At 48.0% G+C, this 25,105-nt stretch carries 29 protein-coding genes and 2 pseudogenes; 21 read left to right on the top strand and 10 right to left on the bottom strand.

Translation table 11 applies throughout. From position 1 onward, the window contains the following. Positions 1 to 209: 209 nt before the first annotated feature. Positions 210 to 635: a conjugal transfer protein MobA gene (gene mobA / locus QGT73_RS09415; protein ID WP_148464239.1), complete on the bottom strand. Its 426-nt coding sequence runs from the start codon at positions 633 to 635 to the stop codon at positions 210 to 212. An 820-nt stretch (positions 636 to 1,455) separates the two neighbouring features. On the opposite strand from mobA, the gene QGT73_RS09410 reads away from it, so the two are divergent. The 19 genes and pseudogenes from QGT73_RS09410 (at position 1,456) to QGT73_RS09320 (ending at position 16,336) form a co-directional block, all read left to right on the top strand. Next, positions 1,456 to 2,214, top strand: a complete 759-nt coding sequence (locus QGT73_RS09410) for a ParA family protein (protein WP_148464238.1) — start codon at positions 1,456 to 1,458, stop codon at positions 2,212 to 2,214. A 3-nt stretch (positions 2,215 to 2,217) separates the two neighbouring features. Beyond that, positions 2,218 to 2,682 carry a DUF3408 domain-containing protein gene (locus QGT73_RS09405; protein ID WP_148464237.1) on the top strand — a complete coding sequence of 155 codons (465 nt, stop codon included), beginning with the start codon at positions 2,218 to 2,220 and terminating at the stop codon, positions 2,680 to 2,682. Between the two features lie 10 nt (positions 2,683 to 2,692). Further along, positions 2,693 to 3,007 carry a DUF3408 domain-containing protein gene (locus QGT73_RS09400; protein WP_148464236.1) on the top strand — a complete coding sequence of 105 codons (315 nt, stop codon included), beginning with the start codon at positions 2,693 to 2,695 and terminating at the stop codon, positions 3,005 to 3,007. Continuing rightward, positions 3,004 to 3,780 (top strand): hypothetical protein, encoded by a 777-nt coding sequence (locus tag QGT73_RS09395; RefSeq protein WP_148464235.1) that lies wholly within the window; start codon positions 3,004 to 3,006, stop codon positions 3,778 to 3,780. The genes QGT73_RS09400 and QGT73_RS09395 overlap by 4 nt, the downstream gene beginning before the upstream one ends. A 121-nt stretch (positions 3,781 to 3,901) precedes the next feature. Beyond that, positions 3,902 to 4,201: a DUF4134 domain-containing protein gene (locus tag QGT73_RS09390; protein ID WP_148464234.1), complete on the top strand. Its 300-nt coding sequence runs from the start codon at positions 3,902 to 3,904 to the stop codon at positions 4,199 to 4,201. Next, on the top strand, positions 4,201 to 4,518 hold the full coding sequence (locus QGT73_RS09385) for a DUF4133 domain-containing protein (RefSeq protein ID WP_148464233.1): 318 nt from the start codon (positions 4,201 to 4,203) through the stop codon (positions 4,516 to 4,518). The genes QGT73_RS09390 and QGT73_RS09385 overlap by 1 nt, the downstream gene beginning before the upstream one ends. After that, positions 4,515 to 7,016 carry a TraG family conjugative transposon ATPase gene (locus QGT73_RS09380; protein ID WP_148464232.1) on the top strand — a complete coding sequence of 834 codons (2,502 nt, stop codon included), beginning with the start codon at positions 4,515 to 4,517 and terminating at the stop codon, positions 7,014 to 7,016. The genes QGT73_RS09385 and QGT73_RS09380 overlap by 4 nt, the downstream gene beginning before the upstream one ends. A gap of 177 nt (positions 7,017 to 7,193) precedes the next feature. Continuing rightward, entirely contained in the window at positions 7,194 to 7,832 is a 639-nt protein-coding gene (locus QGT73_RS09375; protein WP_148464231.1) for a DUF4141 domain-containing protein, read from the top strand. 17 nt (positions 7,833 to 7,849) lie between these two features. Continuing rightward, positions 7,850 to 8,848 (top strand): conjugative transposon protein TraJ, encoded by a 999-nt coding sequence (gene traJ / locus QGT73_RS09370; RefSeq protein WP_148464243.1) that lies wholly within the window; start codon positions 7,850 to 7,852, stop codon positions 8,846 to 8,848. Between the two features lie 16 nt (positions 8,849 to 8,864). Further along, positions 8,865 to 10,022 carry a DNA (cytosine-5-)-methyltransferase gene (gene dcm / locus QGT73_RS09365; protein ID WP_280122290.1) on the top strand — a complete coding sequence of 386 codons (1,158 nt, stop codon included), beginning with the start codon at positions 8,865 to 8,867 and terminating at the stop codon, positions 10,020 to 10,022. Between the two features lie 21 nt (positions 10,023 to 10,043). Then, positions 10,044 to 10,679 (top strand): conjugative transposon protein TraK, encoded by a 636-nt coding sequence (gene traK, locus QGT73_RS09360; protein WP_148464229.1) that lies wholly within the window; start codon positions 10,044 to 10,046, stop codon positions 10,677 to 10,679. Further along, positions 10,676 to 11,053 carry a TraL conjugative transposon family protein gene (locus QGT73_RS09355; RefSeq protein WP_148464228.1) on the top strand — a complete coding sequence of 126 codons (378 nt, stop codon included), beginning with the start codon at positions 10,676 to 10,678 and terminating at the stop codon, positions 11,051 to 11,053. The genes traK and QGT73_RS09355 overlap by 4 nt, the downstream gene beginning before the upstream one ends. Beyond that, entirely contained in the window at positions 11,040 to 12,236 is a 1,197-nt protein-coding gene (traM, locus tag QGT73_RS09350; protein ID WP_148464227.1) for a conjugative transposon protein TraM, read from the top strand. Before QGT73_RS09355 ends, traM begins: the two co-directional genes overlap by 14 nt. A 183-nt stretch (positions 12,237 to 12,419) precedes the next feature. After that, positions 12,420 to 13,271: pseudogene (traN, locus tag QGT73_RS09345) on the top strand (conjugative transposon protein TraN); the annotation flags it as partial. Positions 13,272 to 13,274: 3 nt separating this feature from the next. After that, complete coding sequence (locus QGT73_RS09340) at positions 13,275 to 13,856, top strand: conjugal transfer protein TraO (RefSeq protein WP_148464226.1); 582 nt, start codon at positions 13,275 to 13,277, stop codon at positions 13,854 to 13,856. Between the two features lie 4 nt (positions 13,857 to 13,860). After that, the gene (locus tag QGT73_RS09335; protein WP_148464225.1) at positions 13,861 to 14,232 is read left to right on the top strand and encodes a hypothetical protein; all 372 of its coding nucleotides are present in this window, start codon (positions 13,861 to 13,863) and stop codon (positions 14,230 to 14,232) included. Continuing rightward, positions 14,229 to 15,107, top strand: coding sequence for a toprim domain-containing protein (locus QGT73_RS09330; RefSeq protein ID WP_148464224.1), 879 nt, complete (start codon positions 14,229 to 14,231; stop codon positions 15,105 to 15,107). Before QGT73_RS09335 ends, QGT73_RS09330 begins: the two co-directional genes overlap by 4 nt. 36 nt (positions 15,108 to 15,143) lie before the next feature. Continuing rightward, entirely contained in the window at positions 15,144 to 15,641 is a 498-nt protein-coding gene (locus tag QGT73_RS09325) for a DUF3872 domain-containing protein (RefSeq protein ID WP_280122291.1), read from the top strand. After that, positions 15,638 to 16,336, top strand: coding sequence for a M23 family metallopeptidase (locus QGT73_RS09320; protein WP_148464675.1), 699 nt, complete (start codon positions 15,638 to 15,640; stop codon positions 16,334 to 16,336). Before QGT73_RS09325 ends, QGT73_RS09320 begins: the two co-directional genes overlap by 4 nt. Before the next feature lie 4 nt (positions 16,337 to 16,340). Here QGT73_RS09320 and QGT73_RS09315 read toward each other — a convergent pair whose 3' ends face one another. Genes QGT73_RS09315 through QGT73_RS09305 form a run of 3 tightly spaced genes read right to left on the bottom strand, consistent with a single transcriptional unit; the run spans position 16,341 to position 19,557 of the window. Continuing rightward, positions 16,341 to 17,390 (bottom strand): tyrosine-type recombinase/integrase, encoded by a 1,050-nt coding sequence (locus tag QGT73_RS09315; protein ID WP_123476834.1) that lies wholly within the window; start codon positions 17,388 to 17,390, stop codon positions 16,341 to 16,343. 3 nt (positions 17,391 to 17,393) lie between these two features. Then, complete coding sequence (locus tag QGT73_RS09310) at positions 17,394 to 18,386, bottom strand: tyrosine-type recombinase/integrase (protein ID WP_160899848.1); 993 nt, start codon at positions 18,384 to 18,386, stop codon at positions 17,394 to 17,396. After that, positions 18,379 to 19,557: a tyrosine-type recombinase/integrase gene (locus tag QGT73_RS09305; protein ID WP_123476830.1), complete on the bottom strand. Its 1,179-nt coding sequence runs from the start codon at positions 19,555 to 19,557 to the stop codon at positions 18,379 to 18,381. Before QGT73_RS09305 ends, QGT73_RS09310 begins: the two co-directional genes overlap by 8 nt. Positions 19,558 to 19,790: 233 nt before the next feature. Here QGT73_RS09305 and QGT73_RS09300 point away from each other — a divergent pair. Continuing rightward, positions 19,791 to 20,126, top strand: a pseudogene (locus QGT73_RS09300) (glycoside hydrolase family protein); the annotation flags it as partial. Positions 20,127 to 20,242: 116 nt separating this feature from the next. Here QGT73_RS09300 and QGT73_RS09295 read toward each other — a convergent pair. Genes QGT73_RS09295 through QGT73_RS09275 form a run of 5 tightly spaced genes read right to left on the bottom strand, consistent with a single transcriptional unit; the run spans position 20,243 to position 22,894 of the window. Continuing rightward, positions 20,243 to 20,560, bottom strand: a complete 318-nt coding sequence (locus tag QGT73_RS09295; protein ID WP_148464624.1) for a hypothetical protein — start codon at positions 20,558 to 20,560, stop codon at positions 20,243 to 20,245. Further along, entirely contained in the window at positions 20,545 to 20,790 is a 246-nt protein-coding gene (locus QGT73_RS09290) for a DUF3873 domain-containing protein (protein WP_148464623.1), read from the bottom strand. The genes QGT73_RS09295 and QGT73_RS09290 overlap by 16 nt, the downstream gene beginning before the upstream one ends. A gap of 13 nt (positions 20,791 to 20,803) precedes the next feature. Beyond that, positions 20,804 to 21,061 carry a hypothetical protein gene (locus tag QGT73_RS09285; RefSeq protein ID WP_148464622.1) on the bottom strand — a complete coding sequence of 86 codons (258 nt, stop codon included), beginning with the start codon at positions 21,059 to 21,061 and terminating at the stop codon, positions 20,804 to 20,806. 54 nt (positions 21,062 to 21,115) lie between these two features. Beyond that, complete coding sequence (locus QGT73_RS09280; protein ID WP_148464621.1) at positions 21,116 to 22,444, bottom strand: PcfJ domain-containing protein; 1,329 nt, start codon at positions 22,442 to 22,444, stop codon at positions 21,116 to 21,118. A 12-nt stretch (positions 22,445 to 22,456) separates the two neighbouring features. After that, complete coding sequence (locus tag QGT73_RS09275; protein WP_148464620.1) at positions 22,457 to 22,894, bottom strand: PcfK-like family protein; 438 nt, start codon at positions 22,892 to 22,894, stop codon at positions 22,457 to 22,459. A 261-nt stretch (positions 22,895 to 23,155) separates the two neighbouring features. Between QGT73_RS09275 and QGT73_RS09270 the strand changes: the two genes are divergently transcribed. Continuing rightward, complete coding sequence (locus tag QGT73_RS09270) at positions 23,156 to 23,287, top strand: hypothetical protein (RefSeq protein ID WP_255563928.1); 132 nt, start codon at positions 23,156 to 23,158, stop codon at positions 23,285 to 23,287. Positions 23,288 to 23,689: 402 nt separating this feature from the next. Here QGT73_RS09270 and QGT73_RS09265 read toward each other — a convergent pair whose 3' ends face one another. Then, entirely contained in the window at positions 23,690 to 24,967 is a 1,278-nt protein-coding gene (locus tag QGT73_RS09265; RefSeq protein ID WP_068959864.1) for a site-specific integrase, read from the bottom strand. Between the last annotated feature and the right edge of the window lie 138 nt (positions 24,968 to 25,105).

The raw sequence follows: 25,105 nt of genomic DNA, 5'->3' as shown, positions 1-25,105 counted from the left end.
GGAATTGACCCGAACAAGACTTTAAATGCTAAACTTGTCAAAGAACTCCTTGGCTTGGCGGTAGATGCCGCTTAGCCTATGAATAATTTTTTAACGAACTATTGTTATTTGGAACACTTATCTAACCTCTTGCCAAAGAGGTATTTGTTATGCGACCATTACGGACGCACTTTCGCCGTTGTAAACCAAAGCTCCGTAAAGGGAGTTGCCTAAAGAGATTTTTGCAACCATCGCTCGTCGAATTTATTTGCGAGAGCGACAATCTCACGGTTCAGTTTCACAAGCTCGATGGTAATCTTCTCCAGTTTGTAGAGAGCAGCCATCGCTTTCTTTTCAGTGAAATTCTCACGGAGTGTCTTTACCATGGTGTCATATTCTACTCCGATAGTGCGGTAATGGGAATTGAACGCCGATAGCTTGTCAATGAAAATCCGTGTGTTCTCATCAACGATAAACACCTTGAATGGCTTGCCGAACAACTGCATTTTGATAAACGCAGACAATGATTCCACTCCCGATTGCTCGTGCATATCAAGCAAACGGGCTTTCTCCGCCGCAGAGAAATTGACCGAGCAGCGGAACACCGTGGCGTCAATCTTGGGGTGACGCCCGGCTTTCTTAAAGTTTTGTTTCATAAATAAGATGGAATTAGTGGTGGTTGGAAACTGCCAACCGCAGGTTTTTATCTTGGCGGTTATGACTTTGGAGTAACCGCTGGCTCCATGCACATGGCAAGGGTTTTATGCAGCAAATTCAATTTTGTGCTGCGTAAAACATACCTTGCAATGTTCGTTTGAACATCCTGAACTGATAATCGGAATGATATGTGTGGGATATTATAGGAAAAGGTGTACTAATAGTGTACTACTCCACATGAATGGCGCTTTTTTAATCGTCAGCACCTACTATATATGGTTGCGGTACGATGTCGCATCAGGTGTGTACGCCTTTGCATTTCCTTGACTCTATAACAATCGTAAAAGCCATTTCGGATTTTCAAAAAACAAAAGTTGGGTAATATTGGGTAATCGGTGTGTAACCGTGGGAAATCGCTGGTAATCAATAATCTTTTTGCGTACTATCATCGTTTTACTTGCACAGAGGCTGAGATACCAATGCCGATACCGAATGATGAAATCTACATAGATACAGACATTCATATATTCATACATTCGTATCCACATATATACATCTATACCTCTGCATCTACATACTTACATCTGTATATACATATATACATACGTACATACGGAGATACATTTGTAGGTATGGCGATACATAGATAGAAACATACGTACATAAATGTGTATGTGTATGGATATGAACGTATTTATCTACCTGTGTACGAATATACATACTCCAATCACGGAGTTTTCAGACCCGGACATGGTTATCAAGCCGGGCGTATGGTGAAACTGCACCGCACTATTCAATAACTCAAATCCCCATTTTATTATGAGCGACCCAATTTATGTCGCCTTCGCCACTCAGAAAGGTGGCGTTGGCAAGTCGACTCTGACTGCTCTCGTAGCGAGTTACCTGTACTACGTTGAGGGCATCGAAGTCGCGGCGGTGGACTGTGACAGCACCCAACACTCGCTGAATGTTTACCGCGAACATGACCTTATGGTTACAAAGGAGAACCCGTATCTGAAAAGAGTGTGCCACAAATTCTACTCTCAGTTCAAGCAAAAGCCTTATGAAATTTTGCTGACCTCTCCAGCTGATGCAATAGCGGTGACAGACAATTTCCTGAAAGCCGGGAACACACCGCAGGTCATCTTCTTCGACATTACCGGAACAATCAACGACCACGACATCGTGAATCTAATTGCAAACATGGATTATCTGTTTGTTCCGATCACGACAGAAACCGGAGAAATGGCAAGTTCCATTTCATTCGCCAACAATGTGAAGAACAAAATGATGACTACTCAAGTGACGAATGTAAAGGAGATGCACCTCGTCTGGAACAAAATCAACACCCGCGAGAAATCCCGTTTATGTGAGATTATTGACGACTACATTGAGAAGATGGGACTTGACTCACTCGACACCGTACTTGTAAAAAGCAACAAGTTTGAGAAAGACGGGCGTGAAACCGGAAATGTCGGATTATTCCGCTCAACCATGCTGCCGCCTGACAAGCGTCTGCTGAAAGGCTCGAACCTTGAAGAACTGGTATCCGAAATCCGTAATATCATAAAAGTATAGGTTATGGCAAGAAAACAAGTAACCGACTTTGATGCGGACAGCTTTATCCAATCCGTCCGGGAGTCAGCCGTTCCGACTTATCACACGGCATCCGATGTAGCACCAGCCGCTGCTACGGCACCGGAGAAAAAGCCTAAACAGAAAGAGCCGGTTGAAACAAGGCGCAAAAGACGCATCGGAGAGTCTTCCGATTTTCTTCTGAAGAAAGTATCGGAAATGAACATGACCGAGGAAGAAGGCAACTATGTCAAGACTTACATCGGCAATGTGTCATTCGGTCAGGTCAATCGTAACGGCAACCCGATAGTCGTGCGAGAGGATTACCGGGAAATGATAAAGGATATATTCTCAATGTTCGGTGTAAGACTCAACATGGCTGCTTATGTCGATGCAGTCCTTACGGAACACTTCAAGCAATGTTATCCGCTAATTCAGGGCATAGCCGAAAAATGCCCGTCAAAATTCTAACTGAGAAAATATGGAGAAAACAAAATTCTGTGACCTTCGCACTTGCAACAAGGTCTGCGGGGTGGAGCCGACTTTTACCCCGGATAAAGAGAAGGTAAAGGCGTATGCCGATGAGTACCTCACACCTTCCAATGTCGGCGCACGCAAGGGGATATTCGTTCCCCGTGAACTGGTTAACAAACTGTCCAAACTGATTGCCCTCTACGATGTGGAGGGGCTGACAATCGGGGCATACGTCACCAATATCCTTATCAATCATCTGGTGGAAAACCGAGATGTAATCAACGAACTGTCCTTCGAGGGCGAAAAGACGGTGGCTCTATGACAGGAGTATCAATCTTTTTGCTGGGAACCGTTGCACTGACAAATGTCGGCTTCCTTCTCTATCTGATGCGCGACAATAATCAGAAAGCCAGTCCACCGCAGGCAAAGCCGCCTGAGCAACCGCAACCAACCGAGGCTGAAACAGCGAAAGAGCCCCCGACACCGCAGGCTACCGTTGGCAAGAGCAAATTCCGCATAGAGGAATTTGACGAGCGGTTTGAGGAAATTGAACAGCGGTTTGACCGGGTGATCCAGCTGCTCGACCGCATTGAGGGCGATGTCAGGCTCAAAGATGTGGAGTTTGCCAACACCGATGACGCTCCCACTCAAGAGGAAATTGCCCGCGACGCCGAGGCCGTTGACAATCCGGCAAAGGACAACCGCATGACACGCGAACAGGAGAAAGCCGCCTTTACCGATGTCCGGATAGAGGACGTTGAGCCTGAAACCGTTTCGCCTCCGTCGGCAAGCGGCGCGACACTGGACGACATTGAGAAATCAATGGAAACAGCCGCCAACCCTGCCGCCACTCCCGAAGAAAAGGCGAAAGCCGGACGGGTGCTGATAACACTGACCGACACCAATTTCATGGAGCATTTTTCCGATGATGCGGACATTCTGCAAAACGTGATGAGGTGTTGCAGGGAAAGCTGCCGTCTGGACATAGCCGACAAGACAGGCGAAAAGCCGGTAAGTATAACACGCCGGAAAACAACCATCGAGATCGCCAAGAACATTGACGATTTCAATCCCGCCGACCTCCTGAAAAAATAGTCGGCAACCACTAATCCAAGTCTGCAAAGACAAAATCCAACCCAATTTTTAACCCGAAGTGTGGGCTGCTCCAATCGGAGCGGTTGGGGCTGTCCTATGCTTCAAAAACTGAAACAAAAACATGATTAAAAGAAAACTTTTCACTCTGCTGCTTATTGCAGCCACAGTAACTAACTCATTCGCTGCCGGAAACGGCATGGCAGGTATCAACGAAGCCACATCAATGGTAAGTTCGTATTTCGACCCCGGCACCAAACTGGTGTATGCCATCGGCGCGGTGGTCGGACTTATCGGCGGCATCAAGGTTTACTCCAAGTGGTCGAGCGGCGACCCCGACACCAGCAAGACCGCCGCGTCGTGGTTCGGTGCTTGCATCTTCCTTATCGTTGCCGCCACCATTCTCCGTTCATTCTTCCTCTAATGTCCGAGTATCAGATAAATAAGGGTATCGGACGCTCGGTTGAGTACAAAGGATTGAAAGCCCAGTATCTGTTCATCTTCGCCGGCGGATTGCTTGCAATGTTCGTGGTGTTCGTCATCATGTATATCGTCGGAATATCGCAATGGTTCTGCATAGGCTTCGGTGTCATCGCCACATCAATCCTTGTCTGGCTCACATTTCATCTCAACGCCAAGTATGGCGAACATGGACTGATGAAACTGTCGGCGTCAAAGTATCATCCGCGATACATAATCAACCGTCTGCGCATAACCCGCTTAATTAAAGGAAGAAAATGAGGAATACACTTAAAGCAACGACCCTCGAAAGCAAACTGCCGTTGTTGGCGGTTGAACACGGTTGCATCATCTCAAAGGACGCGGATATAACCGTGGCCTTTGAGGTGGGCCTCCCGGAACTGTTTACGGTCACAAGTCAGGAGTATGAGGCCATGCACGCCGCATGGTGCAAGGCGATAAAGGTGCTACCGCACTTCTCCGTGGTACATAAGCAGGACTGGTTTATGGCTGAGAACTATAAGCCGGAGTTACAAAAAGACGATTTGAGTTTTCTTGACCGCTCGTTTGAACGCCATTTCAATGAGCGTCCGTACTTGGCTCACAAGTGCTACCTGTTCCTGACAAAGACGACAAAGGAGCGTATGCGCCAGCAGAGCAATTTCTCAACCCTCTGCCGAGGACGTATCACTCCGAAGGAACTCAATCATGAGATGGTTGTTAAATTCATGGAGTCAGTTGAACAGTTCGAGCGCATAATCAACGACACCGGCTATATCAAGCTGCGCCGATTGTCCGACGATGAGATTGTCGGCACTGAAACGACCTCCGGCATAATCGAAAGGTATATGTCGCTATCTATGGGCGATGTCAACTGCCTTGAAGATATTGACCTGTCGGCAAAGGAGATGCGCATCGGCGACAAGATGCTATGTCTGCACACCCTTTCCGACACCGACGACCTGCCCGGCAAAGTCAGCACCGACAACCGATATGAGCGTCTGTCAACTGACCGCTCGGATTGTAGGTTGAGTTTTGCCTCTCCCGTCGGATTGCTTCTGCCGTGCAACCACATCTACAACCAGTATGTGCTGATTGACGACCACGATGAGAACCTTGCCCGTTTTGAGAAAACGGCACGCAACATGAACTCTCTGTCAAAGTACAGCCGTAGCAACGCTATCAACAAGGAGTGGATTGACCGCTATCTCAACGAGGCACATTCTTACAGTCTGACCTCGGTGCGCTGCCACTGCAACATCATGGCGTGGAGCGATGATGCCGAAGAACTGCGAAGGATCAAGAACGATGTCGGCGGACAGTTGGCGACAATGGGTTGTATGCCGAGGCACAACACTATCGACTGCCCGACACTGTTCTGGGCGGCGATGCCCGGCAACGAGGCTGATTTTCCAGCCGAGGAAAGTTTTTACACCTTTATTGAGCCTGCCGTGTGCTTCTTCACTGCCGAAACCAACTACCGCAGTAGCCTCTCTCCATTCGGCATAAAGATGGTTGACCGTCTTACGGGAAAGCCTGTCCACTTGGATATTTCCGATGAACCGATGAAGCGTGGCATAACTACCAACCGAAACAAGTTCATACTTGGCCCGTCGGGTAGCGGAAAGTCATTCTTCACTAACCACTTGGTGCGCCAATATTACGAGCAAGGAGCCCATGTGCTTCTGATTGACACCGGCAATTCATACGAAGGGCTGTGCAACCTGATCCACAACCGAACCCACGGCGAGGACGGCATATATTACACCTACACCGAGGAAAAACCGATTTCATTCAATCCGTTTTTCACTGATGACGGGGTGTTCGACGTGGAGAAAAAGGACAGCATCAAGACACTGCTACTGACGCTGTGGAAGTCGGAGGACGACCGCATAAGCAAAACCGAAAGCGGCGAACTTGGCTCGGCACTCTCCATGTTCCTTGACAAGATGAAAACTGACCGGAACATCGTTCCCTGCTTCAACTCCTTCTACGAGTTCATGCGCGATGATTACCGAGCGGAAATGGCGAACCGTCTTATCCCGATTTACAAACAAGATTTCGATATTGACAATTTCCTGACGACCCTACGCCAGTATTACCACGGCGGACGCTTTGACTTCCTGCTCAACTCAAAGGAGAACATTGACCTGCTAAACAAGAGGTTTGTTGTATTCGAGATTGACGCCGTGAAAGATAACAAGGAATTGTTCCCCATTGTGACAATCATCATAATGGAAGCCTTCATCAACAAGATGCGCCGCTTGAAAGGTGTCCGCAAGATGCTAATCTGCGAGGAAGCGTGGAAAGCGTTGTCAACGGCTAACATGGCTGAGTATATGCGCTATATGTTCAAGACCGTCCGTAAGTATTTCGGCGAGGCTGTGGTTGTGACACAGGAGGTTGACGACATAATTTCGTCGCCGATTGTCAAGGAAACAATCATCAACAACTCCGACTGCAAGATACTTCTCGACCAGCGCAAGTACATGAACCGCTTCGACCAGATACAGGAGTTGCTCGGCTTGACCGACAAAGAGAAAGCGCAGATACTCAGTATCAACATGGCGAATAACCCGAACCGACTTTACAAAGAGGTATGGATTGGACTTGGCGGAACACAATCAGCCGTGTATGCCACTGAGGTGTCGCCGGAGGAATATCTCTGCTACACCACCGAAGAAACGGAGAAAATTCATGTGCTCAACCGCGCCGCCCAACTTGGCGGTGATATTGAGATGGCTATCCGGCAATTAGCGTCTGAAAGACGCGACCATTAACAACCACAAATCAGATTATGTATGAAATTTTCAAGAGTCGCGGCAAATGTTGCGTCAGGGATTGTCATTGCCCTCGCGGGCCTCCTGATGATAGTTCTCAGACTACTGATATTTACCGCAAAACTAATCGTGGGCATGGCTCACAAAATCAGATAACTCACTAATCCAAAGTTATAGATGAAACAAATAAAAATTATAATTCCGCTTATCGCCCTATGCCTGTTCCTCGGAACCGGCAGGGCGAAAGCCCAATGGACGGTCATAGATCCGTCCAACATTGCCCAAAGCATAGTCAACTCGTCAAAGTCGCTGGTGCAGGAGTCAACCACCGCAAAAAATATGGTGTCGAATTTTCAGGAAACCGTGAAGATCTACCAGCAGGCGAAGAAATATTATGATGCACTGCAAGCGGTCAACAACCTCGTCCGCGATGCCCGCAAGGTGCAGCAGACAGTTCTGATGCTCGGCGACATATCCGGCTACTATGTGAACAACTACAAGAAGATGCTGACCGACCCGAACTACACATCGGCGGAACTGTCGGCAATAGCCTCCGGCTACACGAGGATACTCGAAGATGCAACCGGCGTGCTCAACGACCTCAAACAGGTCGTGAACATCACGACACTCTCCATGACCGACAAGGACAGAATGGATGTCGTAGATGATTGCTACAACGAGATGAAACGGCTTAAAAGCCTGACCGCCTATTATACAAACAAGAACATTTCGGTGTCCTATCTCCGTGCGAAGAAAAAGGCTGATACGCAGAGGGTAATCAACCTGTACGGCGACGGTTCTGAAAAATACTGGTGATGCCTATGTTTTGCTCCATTGATTTTTCAAACCTCCACACTATACTCCGGTCGCTCTACGATGAGATGATGCCTTTGTGCGAGGACATGACGGGAGTCGCACAGGGCATTGCCGGACTCGGCGCGTTGTTCTACGTTGCCTACCGTATCTGGCAGTCACTGGCAAGAGCCGAACCTATTGAGGTATTCCCGTTGCTCCGTCCTTTTGTGATAGGCTTCTGCATCATGTTCTTTCCGACGGTCGTGCTCGGCACAATCAACTCAGTGATGTCGCCGATAGTACAGGGCTCGGCAAGTATGCTTGAAGGGCAGACGCTCGATATGCAGAAATACCGCGAGGAAAAGGACAGGCTGGAATATGAACAGATGATGCGTGACCCGTCAACCGCCTACCTCGTCGATGATGCCGAGTTTGACAGGCAGATTGATGAACTGGGCATTACTGAGGTCGGCACAGCCGCCGGAATGTATATCGAGCGAGGAATGTACAAGATGAAGAAAGCGATTTCCAATTTCTTCCGTGAACTGTTGGAGATGCTCTTTCAGGCTGCCTCGCTGACGATAGACACGATAAGGACTTTCTTCCTGATTGTGCTGGCGATACTCGGTCCCATATCATTTGCGCTCTCCGTCTGGGATGGCTTTCAGAATACACTCGTCCAATGGATATGCCGATACATTCAGACATACCTGTGGCTACCGGTCGCCGACCTGTTCAGCACGATACTCGCCAAGATACAGGTGCTGATGCTCCAGAACGACATTTCTGAACTGACGAACAATCCCAATGCGGACTTAGATGGTTCAAACACTTGTTACATCGTCTTCATGATTATCGGCATAATCGGCTATTTCACAATACCTACGGTCGCCGGTTGGATCATTCAGGCAGGTGGCATGGGCAGTTACGGTCGCTCAATCAACAGCACCGCCATGACCGGAGGCAGAATAGGCGGAAGCATAGCCGGAGGTGTCGCCGGCAATATCGTCGGACGGGCAGGCAAATTGCTCAAATAGCCGCATATCCAAGTCTATGGACAACGACGGCCTGACAGTGCTGTCGCTTTTCGACGGCATGTCGTGCGGAGCGATCGCCCTGCGGGAAGCCGGAATAAAGGTCAAACAATATTTTGCGTCCGAGATTGACAAGGCTGCCATACGCCAGACCGCACACAATTTCCCCGACGCCATACAACTGGGAAATGTAGTCAATATCTCGGCGGCGGATTTGCCCCGCATAGACCTTCTTATAGGCGGTTCTCCGTGTCAGGGGTTCAGTTTCGCCGGCAAGCAGATGAATTTCAAAGACCCGCGAAGCGTGCTATTCTTTGAATACGTCCGCATACTCAACGAGATCATGGCATATAACCCTGATGTGAAATTCCTTCTGGAAAATGTAAGGATGCGTGCCGAATATGAAAATGTCATAAGCAGCCATCTGGGATTGCAGCCTGTGGCGATAAATTCATCGCTTGTGTCCGCTCAGAACCGGCTCCGGCTTTACTGGACGAACATACTTACCTTGTCAACTCCACATCTCTTTGGAGAAACTGTACGGACGGCTGTTCCCCAGCCCGAAGACAAGGGTGTGTATCTGCGGGATATTCTCGATGATGAGGCTGATGCACGGTTTTTCCTTTCGAGGAAAGACATAGATAAGCTGGAAAGGCAGATAGCCTATGAATCAGAAAGTCAGGATTTCAGACCGGAAGAGAGTTTCATGGATCTGTTCCGCGATGATGATTTCTGCGAAACTTACGCAACGACGCCAGCCTCCTGTTTCTGTCCTGAGAACTGGATTTCCAGCCACACTATCCGTCCATCCCCTGACATAGAGCGGTTTCCGCTGTCCGCCGTACAAGGCAGCAAGGCAATAAGGGACTGCGCGTTGAAAACCGATTCCACCGTGATAATCTCCGGCGCCATCGTGTCGCCACAGTTTGGCGGAGGGTTCAGGCCCGTATTGTCAGGAAAGGCGCCTTGTCTGCTTGCCACGTCGAGCAACTCAGCGGCATGCCTGATTGTCAACGGCGACGACATAGTGCTGAGGCGGCTTACTCCAAAAGAGTGCTGCCGGCTTCAGACAATCCCGGACTGGTATGAATGGGTGTGCAGCGAACCGCAGATATATAAAATGCTCGGCAACGGCTGGACGGTGGATGTGATACGCCACATACTCCAATTCTTATAAAAACATTCACTAATTAAAATTATGGAATTTAAGTCATTAAAAAACATCGAAACATCCTTCAGGCAAATCCGACTGTTCGGTATAATCGTCATATCGCTCTGCGCTCTGGTCGCGGTAGCCTCGGTTATGATGTCCTTACGGTTTGCCGAAAAACAGAGGGAGAAAATCTATGTCCTTGACAACGGAAAGAGCCTGATGCTCGCCTTATCACAGGACATGGAACAGAACCGCCCAGCAGAGGCGCGTGAACACGTCCGACGCTTTCACGAACTGTTCTTCACGCTGTCGCCCGACAAGTCGGCGATTGAGCACAACATCAACCGCGCCATGTCACTGGCTGACAAAAGTGCCTACAACTATTACTCCGACTATGTGGAGAAAGGCTACTACAACCGCATAATCGCTGGTAATATATCTCAGGTGCTTCAGGTTGACAGCATAGTCTGCAATTTCAACGACTATCCCTACAATATAAGGACTTACGCCCGGCAGATGATTATCCGCCAGAGCAACGTGACGGAAAGGTCGCTTGTCACGGATTGCCGCCTTGTCAACACCGGCCGCTCGGACGACAATCCCAACGGCTTCATGATCGAGGGGCTGACGATACTCGAAAACAAAGATTTGATAACCACCAAACGTACTTTATCTCAATGAAACTAAAAATCAGAAACCTCGTGTCGCCCTTATATAATAAGGTATGGCACACACCGAAGGGGCGACTTGTCGCCAAAATCAGGAAGGCGTGCGATGACCTGCCCCGTAACCAGAGGCTGATGGTCGTGACAATACTCCTGTCGGCTTTCATACTCGCCGCTTTCTTCGTGTTCGGCAATGCCTGTTACAAGATGGGGGCGGGTCATGCCCGCCAATCCTTAGAGATTGAGCATATCGAGGCAATCCCCATACAGAAGGGACTGAGGACTATTTCCGATGAGAAACTCATGGACATTAAAATCAAGGCTTATGAGGAAATGACATCGGAAATAAATGTCGAACCATTAGACTCCGCTGCCCATGAAACTGATTGACGAACTCAGGAACCGGCTCACGCCCAAGACTCCGGCTGACCGGGAACGGGTAAAGAAGATTGCAGTCTATACCGTGTTGTGCCTGTCATGCCTCGTGTGCATCTGGCTGATATTCGCTCCAAGCGGAGATGATGAAGCGGTGGCAGGCAAAGCCAACACCGAACTACCCGACGGAACAACCGACGGTATTCCGGACAGTAAGATTGCCGCTTACCAGCAGGCTGCGCAGAATAAGGAGAAGGAAACCCGGCAGGCCCAGCTCGAAAGCATATCGGCAACGCTTGATACGGTTGCCACTCAGTCAACAACCGATATGCCGGACGCTATCCAGTCATCGGCTGACGCATACCAGCAGGCTCAGGCTTCATTACAAGACTTTTATATCTCGGAGCCGTCAGGCGAGGCACAGCAGGTTGCCGAGTTGCAGGAACGTATCGCAGAACTGGAAATGCAACAGGCGATGCCGGACTACAACCACAAATCTCCCGATGAGATGGAGTTGCTTGAGCGCTCCTATCAGCTTGCCGCCCAATATATGGGCAATGGCAACGGTGGCAATTACCAGCCTACACAGCCGCAGGAGGAAGAAAAAGGCAAACGCAATGTCCTGCCCGTTGCACAGGTCAGCCGCAATGTCGTTTCATCGCTCGGATCATCTTCCAACCGTGGGTTCAACACCTCGGTCGGAGTACAAAAGACATCAAGCAAGAACACCATTTCCGCAGTGGTCGCCAACGACCAAACTATCGCCAACGGTCAGCCCGTCAGACTGAGGCTTACTGAGCCGATGTGGGTCGGGAACAGACTTGTGCCACGCAATACAATCATAATGGGCGAAAGCCGATTGCAGGGCGAGAGGCTGGAGATTGAGATTTCATCGGTCGAGTCGGAAGGCTCCGTGTATGAGGTGGAGTTGCAGGTATTCGACTCCGACGGTCAGGAGGGTATCAACATACCCAACTCAATGGAGTCTGACGCACTGAAAGAGATTGGAGCAAACATGGGCAGCACTGTCGGCAGTTCAATCAACATCTCCACCAATGCGGGAGCGCAGATAGTGTCAGATGCGGGTCGTGGCATACTCAACGGCGTCAGCTCATATCTCACAAAGAAAGTCCGCGAGGTAAAAGTACACCTCAAAGCCGGCTATAAGGTCATGCTGCACCAGCCGGAACAAAACTAAATTCAAAACCACTAAAAATTTCCAAGTATAATGAAATTGAAAACATTTATTCTTTCAGCCATTGCTGTGATAGGCATGGCAACCCCGGCTTTTGCCAAAAACACCAAAGTTAACGTGTCTTCAACCGAAGACCAGACCACCGAAGTTGCCGAACACGACATGAATGTGTACGGTGCGAACTACACCGACGGCGACAAGTTTGACGGTCTAACCCGTAAAGTCGGCTTTGACCGAATGATACCCCCTCACGCACTGGAAGTCGCGTATGAAAAGACGACACACATCATCTTCCCCTCGGAGGTTGTCTATGTTGACCTCGGCAATGAGAACCTCGTCGCCGGACTTGCCGACGGTGCGAAAAATGTGCTGCGTGTCAAATCGGCTTTCAAGTCGTTCAAGACTGAAACAAACCTCTCGGTAATAACCGAAGATGGGTCATATTACAGCTTCAACGTGAAATTCGCCAAAGAGCCGCTGTTGCTCAACATCGAGATGACCGACTTTCTCCATGACGGCGAGGCAGTCAATCGTCCCAACAACGCACAGGAGATCTATCTGGAAAAACTCTGTCAGGAGTCGCCGATGCTCGTGAAGCTGATTATGAAATCTATCTACAAGCAGAACAAACGAGAAATCAAGCATATCGGCAGCAAGCGTTTCGGAGTGCAATTCCTTCTCAAATCAATCTACACCAATAATGGTTTGCTCTATTTCCACACCGAACTGAAGAATACATCAAACATCACTTTCGACATTGATTTTGTGTCGTTCAAGATTATGGATAAGAAAGTTATCAAGCGAACCGCCATGCAGGAGCAGGTGCTTGAACCGCTCCGTGCCCAGAACTATGTGACTGTCGTACACGGCAAATCCACTGAAAGAACCGTGTTTGCTCTGGAAAAATTCACAATCCCCGATGATAAGCAGCTCGTTATCGAGGTCGCCGAAAAGGAAGGTGGCCGCCATCAGTCTTTTGTCGTGGAGAACGATGATATTGTGAGAGCCAACGTAATTGACGAATTAAGCATACAGTAACCGATGAGAAAAGCGATAATGATTTTCGCTGCCATGCTTGCCCTTTTCACGGGGCAGGCAATGGCCCAGCGATGCCTCCCCGGAATGTCAGCCGTGGAAATAAAGGCGAATATGGTGGACGGTTTTTATACCGGCAACTCCCGCAACTGCGGCTATTCTTTCGGAGTATATTACTCCGTGTTCAAAGGCAACGCCAACACATGGACTTTCGGCGGCGAGTATCTCCAGACCTACAAGCCATACGGCGAAAAAGGGCGTATCCCTGTGGCGGAGTTCACTGGCGAGGTCGGCTACAACCTGCATCTGCTGAGCGACTACTCGCAAACCTTCCACCTCTATGGCGGCGTGTCGGCCATCGGCGGATATGAAACGGTAAACTGGGGTAAGTCGGTACTGTCCGACGGATCCACGCTCCATAACGGCGATGCCTTCATATATGGCGGCGCACTGACCATTCAGGCAGACTTTTACCTCTCCGATAAAATTGCCTTGACTGCCAACGTGAAAGAGCGTTTTGTGTTCGGCAACTCCACGGGCCATTTCCATACTCAGTATGGTGTCGGTGTCAAATTCATAATCGAATGAGCCTATGGGAATGACAGTGATTGACCTCGACATAAAAAATCTTCCTCTTGAAGAATTTATGAAGGCTATGGGATTTGAGCCGATAAACCGGAACAATAATCTTCTGACCTACGAGTCGCCATATTCGGCAAATGGCAATATCGTTGTGGATACCGATGCCAACGGTTGGTACGATAAGGCACAACCCGAAAAAATGTATGGCGGCATATATGACCTCGCCTATGAGATAATCGGCAGTGCCAATAAATCGGAACTAAACCTGTTCATCGCCTCGGAAATGAAAAAGGTTCGTGATGTGAAAATGTATCATGTCACGGCAAACGATCCGGGAAGAAAACAGGAACGACCGCAACGCAAACGTGGTATGCGCCTATGAACATCGACGCTATCAGACAAATCCCGTTGGTGGATTTTCTCAACCACCTCGGCTATCAGCCGACAGGACGCGACAGCAAAGGACTGTGGTTCTACTCTCCATACCGCAATGAGCGTAAGCCGTCGTTCCATGTCAACCCGCGTAAAAATCTATGGTTCGACTTCGGAAGCGGAGCAGGTGGCGACATATTCACTCTTGCCGGAGAACTGACAGGCGAAACTGACTTCATCAGACGGGCGGAGTTCATCGCTCAAAAGATGCAGTTGCCGGTCGAGAAGCCTTATAAACCCGTGCCATTCGTTGAGGAACCGACATTTGAGAATGTCGAAATATCACGTCTGGAGTCGCCGATACTGCTGAACTACCTCGCTGACCGTGGCATACCCCGTGACATCGCCCAACGATACTGCGTACAGGTTGACTACACGCTTCATGGCAAACGGTATTATGCCGTCGGCTTTGAGAACAATGCTCACGGATATGAATTGCGCAACCCGTTTTTCAAGGGAGCATATCCGCCGAAAAACATCACGCATATCGCCAACGGCAACCCACGGTGCAACGTGTTTGAAGGCTTCATAGACTTTCTTTCGGCGGAAAGACTTGGCTATAATGACGGTAACGACAGCGTGGTACTCAACTCCGTGTCAAATCTCAACAAGGCAATACCTTATCTGCAACACTATCCGCTTGTGCTATGCTATCTCGACAATGATGTTGCCGGACGTGCAGCACTCGCCAGACTACAACGTGAGTTTGGCGACAAGGTGGCGGATAAATCCTCACTCTATCCTCAACACAAGGATCTGAACGACTACCTTATGTCGCTCACTCCGAAAAAAGCAAAATCAACAAAATCAAAATTAAAACTCTGAAAAATTATGACTACAATTCTCAATAAGATTGGCGCGATGCGCCTTACTCCCGCCCGGTTCTTCGGGTTCTGGGCAACACTCTTTGCCCTCGTGTTCACTCTCTCGTCATGCACTGACGATCTCGATGTGCAACAGTCTTACCCCTTCACAGTGGAGGTAATGCCTTACGCTGAAAAGATAGTCAAGGGGCAGACCGTGGAGCTGCGCTTTGAGATCAAACCGGAAGGTAACTACACCAACACCCTCTACACAATCCGCTATTTCCAGTATGACGGCGAGGGAACGCTCAAACTCGTTGACGGTCCGGTGCTGGTTAACAACGACCGTGTTCTGCTCGAAAGCAAAACATTCCGACTGAACTACACTGCCAAATCTTCCGACGCACACAAATTCCTCGTGGTCGTAGAAGATAATTTCGGCTCGACACCGTGGGAACAGACTTTTGAGTTCAACGGAAAAAGCGAGAGTGACGATAACGGCGGAGTTACAATCCAGCCCGTAAATCCCGGAACATTAACCCCGATCAACCGATGAAAAAACTACTGATGTTCTTCGTGGCGTTGCTGACCCTTGCGGCAGCAACGCCCGCCCACGCGACCAAAAGAAGCATAATGGAGTTGCCGTTGTTTGAACGTGCAGTGCTGATAATCAAGAAATTTGAAACAATGCACCACCCGAAACACTGGCCCTATTATCAAAAGTATAACGTTATCCAAAGTAATGATATAAAAAGCTTCTATACTCATGGTTATACATTGGATTTTGGATGTTATTCTTGTGATAATAAATCAGCCCTTACATTGTCAAAACATATAGAGAAAAGATCTATTTTGTCAGCTCCACTGAGAAAGATTATTGTTACATCCCATTTTGGGAGGCGTACAGATCCGTTTACAAAAAAATCCAGATGGCATAATGGCGTGGATTTAAAAGCAGTTGCCGGAGAACCGACATATGCAATGTTCGCGGGAGTGGTTGCCGAGGTGGGTTTTGATAATAGCAGGGGCCGGTATGTTATAGTCCGTAGTGGTCGGTATGCTTTTGAGTATTATCATTTAAGCCGGTGTCTTGTGTCCGAAGGAAGCTTGGTTTTAGCGGGAGATTCGATTGGGAATGCCGGTTCCACTGGTCGTTCTACTGGTCCCCATCTTCACATCACTTTAAAATGTGATGGAGTAAGCATCAACCCGGCGATTCTTATTGACAGGATAAGGCGTCATCGCTATTGATTATTTAATGATTTCTGGAACCAAGCCTTTTAAGCCATTCTTTAAGGTTCCTGTCTGTTTCCCAAGACGGTCTCGATCCATCATCTGAAGTCTCGGGGATGACATCCCTGTATGCTTTCTCCAGGGCCTCCCGTTTCTGCCTGGAGTCCGCACGGGCATATATTTCAGTAGTCAGGATTGAGACATGTCCGAGAATATCTCTGATATATACAAGATTCACTCCGGCTTGCAAAAGATGCATTGCCCTTGTGTGACGTAGGCAATGCGGAGACAGTTTCACAGGAACTAAATCAGGATTGGCAGAATGAGCCTTTCGGATGTATTTCATAAGTATATACGTTACCCCTGCACATGTGAGCCGTCCTCCAACTCTATTTTTAAATAATGGTTCCGTCTGCATTTCCGGCCGATGCAGAAGGTTGTCATTAAGGTATTCGGTCAGTAGTGCCACGTTCTTCTTTTGCAGAGGCACCGCCCTGTTTTTGTTTCCTTTCCCTTGAAGAACCAGATACGCCGGTTCTTCAAGGTGAAGGTCGCAGGGACGTAAAAGTACCAGCTCATTGACCCTCGCCCCTGTGTCATAGAGCAGTGCCAGCATGGCAAGATCTCGTCGGTGGCTGATTGTGTCTGTTGGAATTTGGTTTAGCAACAGCCTGATTCCGTCAACTGATAGAAACAACATGGGCTTGGCAGTACCTTTCTTTGTTTTTATGGTCAGCACATCCTGCCATCTGTCAATATGAGGCACATCAACACGTTGCAGGTATCGGCATAACGAGTGGATAGCGGCAAGCCGCTGATTGCGGGTTGATACCGAGACATTTTTCTTGTCCTCAAGCCATGAAAGGTATTCAAGCACAAGTTTTTTTGTGACATACGCCGTGGTGATACGTTCTGAACGAATGTGTTGTGTCGTTTCAATGAAATCAATATATGATGACAACGCATTGGCATAAGATCTTACAGTGTGGGGACTGCAACCTTTCTCGGCACACAAATAGACCGAAAAGAAGTTTCCGATGTATCTGGCTATATATGTTTCTGTCCTGTTCATAAACTATATTGTTTTTATCGTTGGGAATACGTATTCTGATATGGGTGTGGTCAGTTCGGAGAAGTCTGGATATGCCTGATTGGTGATTCTGACATAATATTCGGTGTCGGTGACACATTTGTGCCCTAACGCCACGGACAGTACCGGCAGGATGCAGTAAACATCACGGCCCTCTTTTGCCATCCGGTCAAGAGCATGCACGGCAAAGGTGTGTCGGAGGTCGTGTATCCTCGGTCCAATTCCGGGTATGTACTTTATGTCAGCATCCCTGAGTATCTTATGGAACCATGCGCCTATGCAGCTCGGATGTAGCCTATCGCCCCTGAGATTCACCAAAAAATAAGAGTCGGGATTATCTATGTTTTTGACAGGTAGTTTTCTCCTATAATCAAGATATTGCGTTACTGCATATTGAAGCGTAGGGATTATAGGCAGTAGGCGTTCCTGCCTGTTTTTCGTATTCCGGACGGTTATCTTACCCGTTTGTATATCAACATCTGAATTCTTCAGGCTGCACGCCTCTCCGATTCTCATACCGGTCGAGTAAAGAAGCCGAAGAAGAACCGGGACTGAAAATATTACTGAATGATAGCGCAACGAACCGAGGCGTAAGGCGTCGGCTGCTCGAAAAATCTTCTGTATTTCCTCCCTGGAATAGATATATGGCGTATACGTCTTTTTGGGTTTGCGGGGATATGCCGGCACCTCGCATTTTATTCCGAGTCTGATAAGATATTTACAGAACTGACCGATGGCGCTAATCTTCTCATATATTGTTGCGGGCTTGTTCCCGGACATGGTTTTCTCAACCCAATGGGCTATTGTTTCTGCCCTCAGCTCTACATTAGGGATACTTTCCTGAGTGGCGAATCGGTCAAAAAGACGCAATGCGTCATAGAGTCCGCTGCGGGGACTAAGACCGCCGGCATCCTTCATGGCTACAAAACGTTCCAGATACGGTGCAAACACGCTGGTGTATTTCCTGTTCTCATTCATAAAATCCACCGTTTGATTGATTGTAAAAATTATCATCCACTTGTGGCACATCATGCATACAACGTGTCAATGAATTGATGTCTATGCGCAAGTAGTTCATTGTCACGTCAGTCCCACTATGGCCCAACGTTTCAGAGATGCACACGAGCCCTGTCCCTTGCTGGAGCAGACGGGTCGCAAGTGAAAACCGCATTGAATGAGGCCCGTGTTTACGTCCGGCGGTATGTATGTTGCTTCCCACAATCACATTTGAAATGTGTCTTGCTGCACCGGATCGGTTCATTGGGGTATATGGAAGTACATGAGTCACGAAAATATTGGGGCTTGATGTCTTTGGTCTTACTTTCAGATATGACACAATCGCCTCTCCGACATCTTTCAACAAAGGCAGTTCAACGGTTCTACCTGTTTTCGCTTGAATGATATTCAGCATGGATCTGTCCCAGTCCAAATCGTCAAATGTAAGTCCGATGATGTCGGAAATCCTTAAACCGAGCCTCGTGGAAAGGAGGAGCATGGCATATGTGCGCTTACCTATCGGGCCGCTACGATCAACATGGGATTCTATGGCCTTAATTTCGTCCCTTTCATATGTCGATGGCAATCTACTTGTTCTCGTCGAATGCATTAACTCAAAGATATATGTCATATCCTTTATGTCGGGATGCCTTTTAGATACATACCGGTAGAATTGCCTCATGGTGCTAAGACGGCTGCTTTTCGATTCCTCCACATTGAGAAACGCAATGATGTCGGACTCTTCTATCTGGGCAAAAGTGGTCTTTCCATTGACATTTAATGATGTCACAAAGTATGAGAGAAGTCTCTGATAATTCTCGACGGTAATAAGCCGGCAACGTTGTCCTATCTTATAGACAAGGAATTCTTTGCAGACAGCTCCTATTTCGCCGGGTAATGGGGGTTCTGCGACACGTTTGGCATGTTTAGGTATGTTACCGGTTTGGAAAAATGCATCTAATATTCTGATACTTCGCTTATACCGTCTTTGTGCGGACGGAGTAAGTGTTGGAAGTGTCTCAAATAGGAACCGCCTCCCAATCTCACAAGTATAAGCCGTTGCTCCGATCTTTTTAAGGTAAGGCAACACATGGAGTATCCATCGGCGCATGTGGACTTTTACGCAGCCGGGGGAATAGCCTGATTCATCCATTTGTCTTGAACAATTCCGGATGAGTTCATCGAAAGAGGAAATTGAGGTGGTCTTGGCTGTAAATTTTAGAAGTTTATCATTTTAACACATAAATTGTGTCAATAGTTTAATATTATCCAAACATATTATCTTAAAGATAAATTGGTGTGCAATGATATACATGTTCATAGTCAATATTGCTTTGGATAACGTTATACTTTTGATAATAGGGCTTATCCATAGCTTTTGATAAGCCTTATGTGGGCTACGGTCATTGCGTACAGCCGGGAGAACCATATCGCCGAGGTGTGCAACTGACCGAGGCTCAAGCCGACGCGCTACTGCGAAAAGACCTCCGCAAATTCTGTGCTCTATACTCACAATACGGCAAAGACAGCGTGCTGTTAGGCGCATTAGCCTATAACTGCGGGCCCGGAGTAGTCAACAAATCCTCAATCCTGAAAAAACTCCGCCGTGGCGATAGAAACATTTTCAAGGAATACACCGCCCATTGCCGCTACAAAGGCAAGTGGCACAAGCAACTGCACCAGCGTAGGCTGACCGAGTTTGCCGCCCTGTATGTGCGGTAATTAAGATGCAAGCCAAACGCCGCCTTTGGGCGGCCGAAATTTTCAGCAAAATCAGTGGCGCAACTCTATCACAGGGTCGCGCCACTTGTCATATTACGATTTGGCAAATAATATCTTTACATATAAAGGTGCATACCGGTCACATCTGAAAAGATGTCCTCAAGCATATCGCAATAGACACCTTCATAGGTCTTGATGTCCTTGATTTTGACCTCAAAAGTCTTGCGGCTGAACGATAGACGGTAGAACCTCACATTGTAGAGGTCTGCGCCTGCATCATAGATGATTTCAAGACGGTTAGCCGATGTCTTGTTACGGCTAAGGCTCATTCTCAATCCGTTGCCGAGGTTGATGAAGTTGTGGCTTCCGGTCATTGCCACAAACCGCTTGCCTCCGATTTGTCGGAGTATGGTTGCTGCTATCTGATTGTCCATAGTGCTTTATTTTGAGTGTTATGTTTCTTGTTGAGCCATTCATCACGTTTGCGTCTGCACTCTGCGAGTGTGGGAGCGACACAAGAGAACAGCTCGTTGTAGTTATCTCGGTAGTCGTACATCACACGGCTTATCCGCTTGCCACGATGGGCAGAGTAGAAAGTTTCGTATTGTTCAGTGCCGTGAGCGGTGGTTGTGCTCACTCCGTTGGCGGTCATTCTCGTTGCCATATTCATAAGTGTTTTAGAAATTCACAATCATCATTCGCTGGTCGAATGTCTTTACTGGGTCGCTGACAAGGCGTTGCTTTACCCAAAAGTGGTGTTTGCCGTAGCCATATAGGAAAAACTTGTTGAGGTCGGTACGCTCGGCGCATACGGCTACCGTTTCCCTCAGTTCGGTTTCATTGCGTGTCAGCAATATGCGGTTTATGAGGTCAAGCACAACCGCTCTTATCTTATCGTCAAAGTCAAATATCAGACTTTCAATTATCACGTTCATATCTTGTGGGGTGTTGTGACCTGCGCCAATGCTGACGCAGGTCGGATTAAACATTCAGGCGGTCATTCTCTTGCGGATTAGCTTGGCGTTGTTGTTGACAAGGTTGATGATGCGGTTGTGGTATTTGGTGTCCTTGTTGTATTTGCCGTGGCACTGCACCACTTTGAGGGTCTTTAAGTCAACCTCAACGGTTTCAATTATCTCATCGCCAATCCTTGCGGAAAGAATTAGGGTGTCTTCCTTGCGGTAATATCCCGCTCCGAACACGCAGATGTCCTGCATCCTGCCTTCCTCATAGTATTCATCTATGCTTTCAAGCACTTTGATTGTCAACTCGTTGTCAGTGATTACCAATCCGAAGAACTTGGATTTTAAGGCAATGAACTTATCTTCATTCTCCTTTTCTTTGAGTAACCTCTGTTGCTCACGCTCACGCCTTTCTATCTCATATTGCCGTTCACGCTCGGCTCTCGCTTTCTCCCTCTTGGCGTCAATAAGCCTATTGACTCGGTCGTGTGCCTCGATAAAATCTTGTGGGCAGATGTTCTTGGGATTGCGAATATCCTTATCCAAATTCTTCAGCATCATCAGATAGTCACACCACATTCCGATATTGTTGATTTGATAGTGGTGGCGTTTGGCTATCAGATACGATGCCCAAAGATTGTCGGCAGTCGTGCGATTGGAGAGAAAGTATTTCATTTCCTCAATCTCTCCGGCTTTCATCAGCGTTTCAATCCGTTGGTCGGAAAGGAGAGCCTTGAAAAGACGCACGGGAGATACTCCGTGGAAATCGCCTTTGAAGCCATTTCGCTTAAGTTGCGGAAGAATTGACATTCTTGGATAAACATCGCCCCATGCCACAACCTCGTCATATAGGCTGTTGTGCGGTCTTACCTCCATATCGCTGTCCAATGCCCATACATCGCAGTAGTAGAATGGAAAGCCACGGAGTAGAGCCATATCGGTGACTTTGCCGTTGGAAGAAATCCACCTTTGGACTACCTCATGGCAGTAAAACTGCATAGGCTGCCCCTTACGGCTGACATATTTAACTTGCGACACACGGATAACTTGAAAACCTTTGCAGGTGGTTATCACGCTGAAATATCGTGTCTGGTTCATAGTGCGCCTGCGTGTTTCCTGCACTTTGAGTTCAGAACCGCAGATTGGGCATCGGCAACCGCATAGATTATCGGCAAGGGTGCTTTTGCTGTGCCATACATGACCGCAGTCGGAGCAAGTCATCGTGCCATTCTTGGTGCGGTAGGCAATGTGTTCGATGCAATGTTTGTATGCCCATTCAAACTGAGCGTCAGATATTGGGCTGAGGGTAGCCGATAGTCTTGCAACCTCTTTCTGTATCTTGGTCTTGGGTGTCATAGCGGTGTGGTGTTAAAAGTCAAAAAGACTTGGTTGAACATCTTGGGTTTTCTTCTCGGTGGTCGGCTTGGGTTGGGAGTGCTTGCGCATCTTTGCCATTTCCTCTTGGCGCAGACGTTCTATCGCGTCCTGTCGTGCCTGTTCCTTTTCTTCCTCGGTCAACTCTACCGTATGGTTTACCACCACTTTGCAGTTGATAGGATTGCCCACCTCTATCTCGTTTTCCTCAAAGTAGTGTACGGCTTTTCCGAAAATCTCATCATCAGTAAATCCGTTGCAACCGCTTTTCTTGACCTCGTTGATTATATAGGTCACGCAGTCCTCTACGGACTTTGAGGGGTTTGCGAACTTGACGGCGAAAAGCACGTCATTCTCGGCTCTCTTTTCAAGGTAGTGACGGATAGTGTCCGCAAATGCCATAGTACCTTTGTTTTCATTCTTGTTTGCCATAGTCGTAATATTTTAGAGTGTCATTAACCAATAGATTATCGCTATCATCGTCAGTATGGAGATTAGCCACCCCACACCTCGGAGTATCGGTCGGACTACAACCCACATTATCAGAGCCACTATTAAGCCGATTATGCAACCAACCACTTTCGCCAACCCTTTGATTATGCGGTATTGATGGGAGGTTTGGTGAGCTTCGCTTCGACCTAAATTTCTATGTTGTTTTGTAGCTGTCATATCGGTGGGTACTTTTTTTTAACCATGCGTCCAATGACGGTGTGGCTGTATGAGTTGCTCGACGCCTCAATGACGTATGGCGACAAAAAAGGAATGTTCAGGCAGGCAGGAACAAATACTACCTCCGCAGGAGCGTGGAGATTTTTCCATGACTGAATGAACATTCCTTAGCCATACGTTTAATCAGGCGAGCTACTTATACTTGCCCATCTGTTATTGTGATGCTATGATTGAAAACGGTACCCCCGATATGACAGCCCGAAACAACATATAGACCCGGCAACCGTCAGTGTTGCCGATGGTTCTGAACCCTCTGAAAAAGAATGATTGAAAAACTGATAATGGCACAGTCCAATCCCGATAAGGCATAGTCTATGATTTCACATCATTGTCTATGCCCGTGGATTGCAACAACAAGCGGAGAGTGGCGTGGCGGTCTTGGTCCATTCATGGCTGACTGCCACACCTCTCTCCGCTTTCAAACGGTATGAAACAATTAAAGGAGATGATACCCCGTGTGGGAAATATCATCTCCTTTATCTTTTAATGCAGAACTGCTCAGATTGCTTCCTTGTCTGATTCTTCCTTGACCTTCTGCTTTTTCGGTTTGCCGAGGTTCATGGTGTCCCTGATGCTGTTCATGTCACGCAGGATTGATGAGTCAAGCACTCTGGCGTAACGCTCGGTCATTTTAACGCTGGCGTGTCCGAGCATCTTCGACACGTTTTTCAGACTAACGCCTTGCGAAAGGCAGACGGTGGCGTATGTGTGCCGGGCCACATGGGTGGTGAGATACTTGTCAATCTTGCAGATTGTGGCAATCTCTTTCAGATAGCGGTTCATCACCTGATTGCTCGGAATGGGGAGCAACACACCTTTTTTCGCCGCCTTCTTGTCGCCGCGATATTTCTCTATTATTTCAAGAGGAATATCCAGCAGGGGAATATTGCTCATTTGGCGCGTCTTCTGACGGGGCTTGCGTATCCACTTATTCCCCTCGTTGTCGGTCACGATATGTTCCTCGGTAAGCTGGGAAACATCAGTGAAGGCAAGGCCAGTGAACGCCGACATCAGAAACATATCACGCACCACCTCCAATCGCTTGCTTCCCGGATCACATTCATAGATGCGGTTGACTTCCTCGATAGTGAGAAACTCCGGGTCGGTGGGTTCCTCGCGGAATTTAATTCCGGCAAACGGATCTTTGTGTATCCAGTCGTTGGCGATGCAGCGGTTTGTAATCTTCTTCAACGCCTTCATGTAGCGGATAAGCGTGTTCTGGCAAAGGTCTTTCTCCGTTTTGAGATAGACCTCGTAGGCGCGGATTACCTCGCCGGTAAAATCCGAAAGGGGCAGGTCGGGCACATCGTATTTCTCCTTTATCATTTCGCAGAGGTAACGCTTCATCGACTCGTAGCGTCTGACGGTAATCTTCACAAAGTCCTTGCCGATTAGTTTCTCCGCTTCTTCGTTGTGTTCCTGAATTACTTGAAGGATTGTCCGCTCCTGTTTGCGAACCTGTCCGATGCCGTAGAAACGCTGTTGAACCACAGCGGGAGTGATTTCCTCGCCGTTCTGCTGAAGCTCGGTTATTATCTGGTGGATTTTGATGCGGGCTTCCTCGATAAAACGGTTGAGGTCAACGGCAGTCTTGCTCGTGCCTTTCGCACGTTCCTTTGACTGATCCCACAGATTGGGAAGGATACTTTTGCGGATATTATTTTCTACGCGCTGTCCGTCCACAGTGATACGCATACTCACAGAGGCTTCTCCGCTCTTGAGTAGCTTGGTCTTTTTAAGAAAAAAAGACACACGGAAATTGGTTTTGCTTCTCATTGCCAAATTCTTGTGTTAAAGGTTTGCGACGCGGTGGAGCAAAACTGATATAGATTTTGATAAATAACTCGTTGAAACATAGTATCTAAACGCTGTTTCGGTGGAGATTGTTCAGTGGATATTTCGGCTCCACCGATT

This window comes from Duncaniella muricolitica, from assembly GCF_910574735.1.
Classification (GTDB): Bacteria; Bacteroidota; Bacteroidia; order Bacteroidales; family Muribaculaceae; genus Duncaniella; species Duncaniella muricolitica.
Note: the sequence above shows the minus strand (reverse complement) of the source record. Positions and strands in the feature narration are given on the sequence as shown.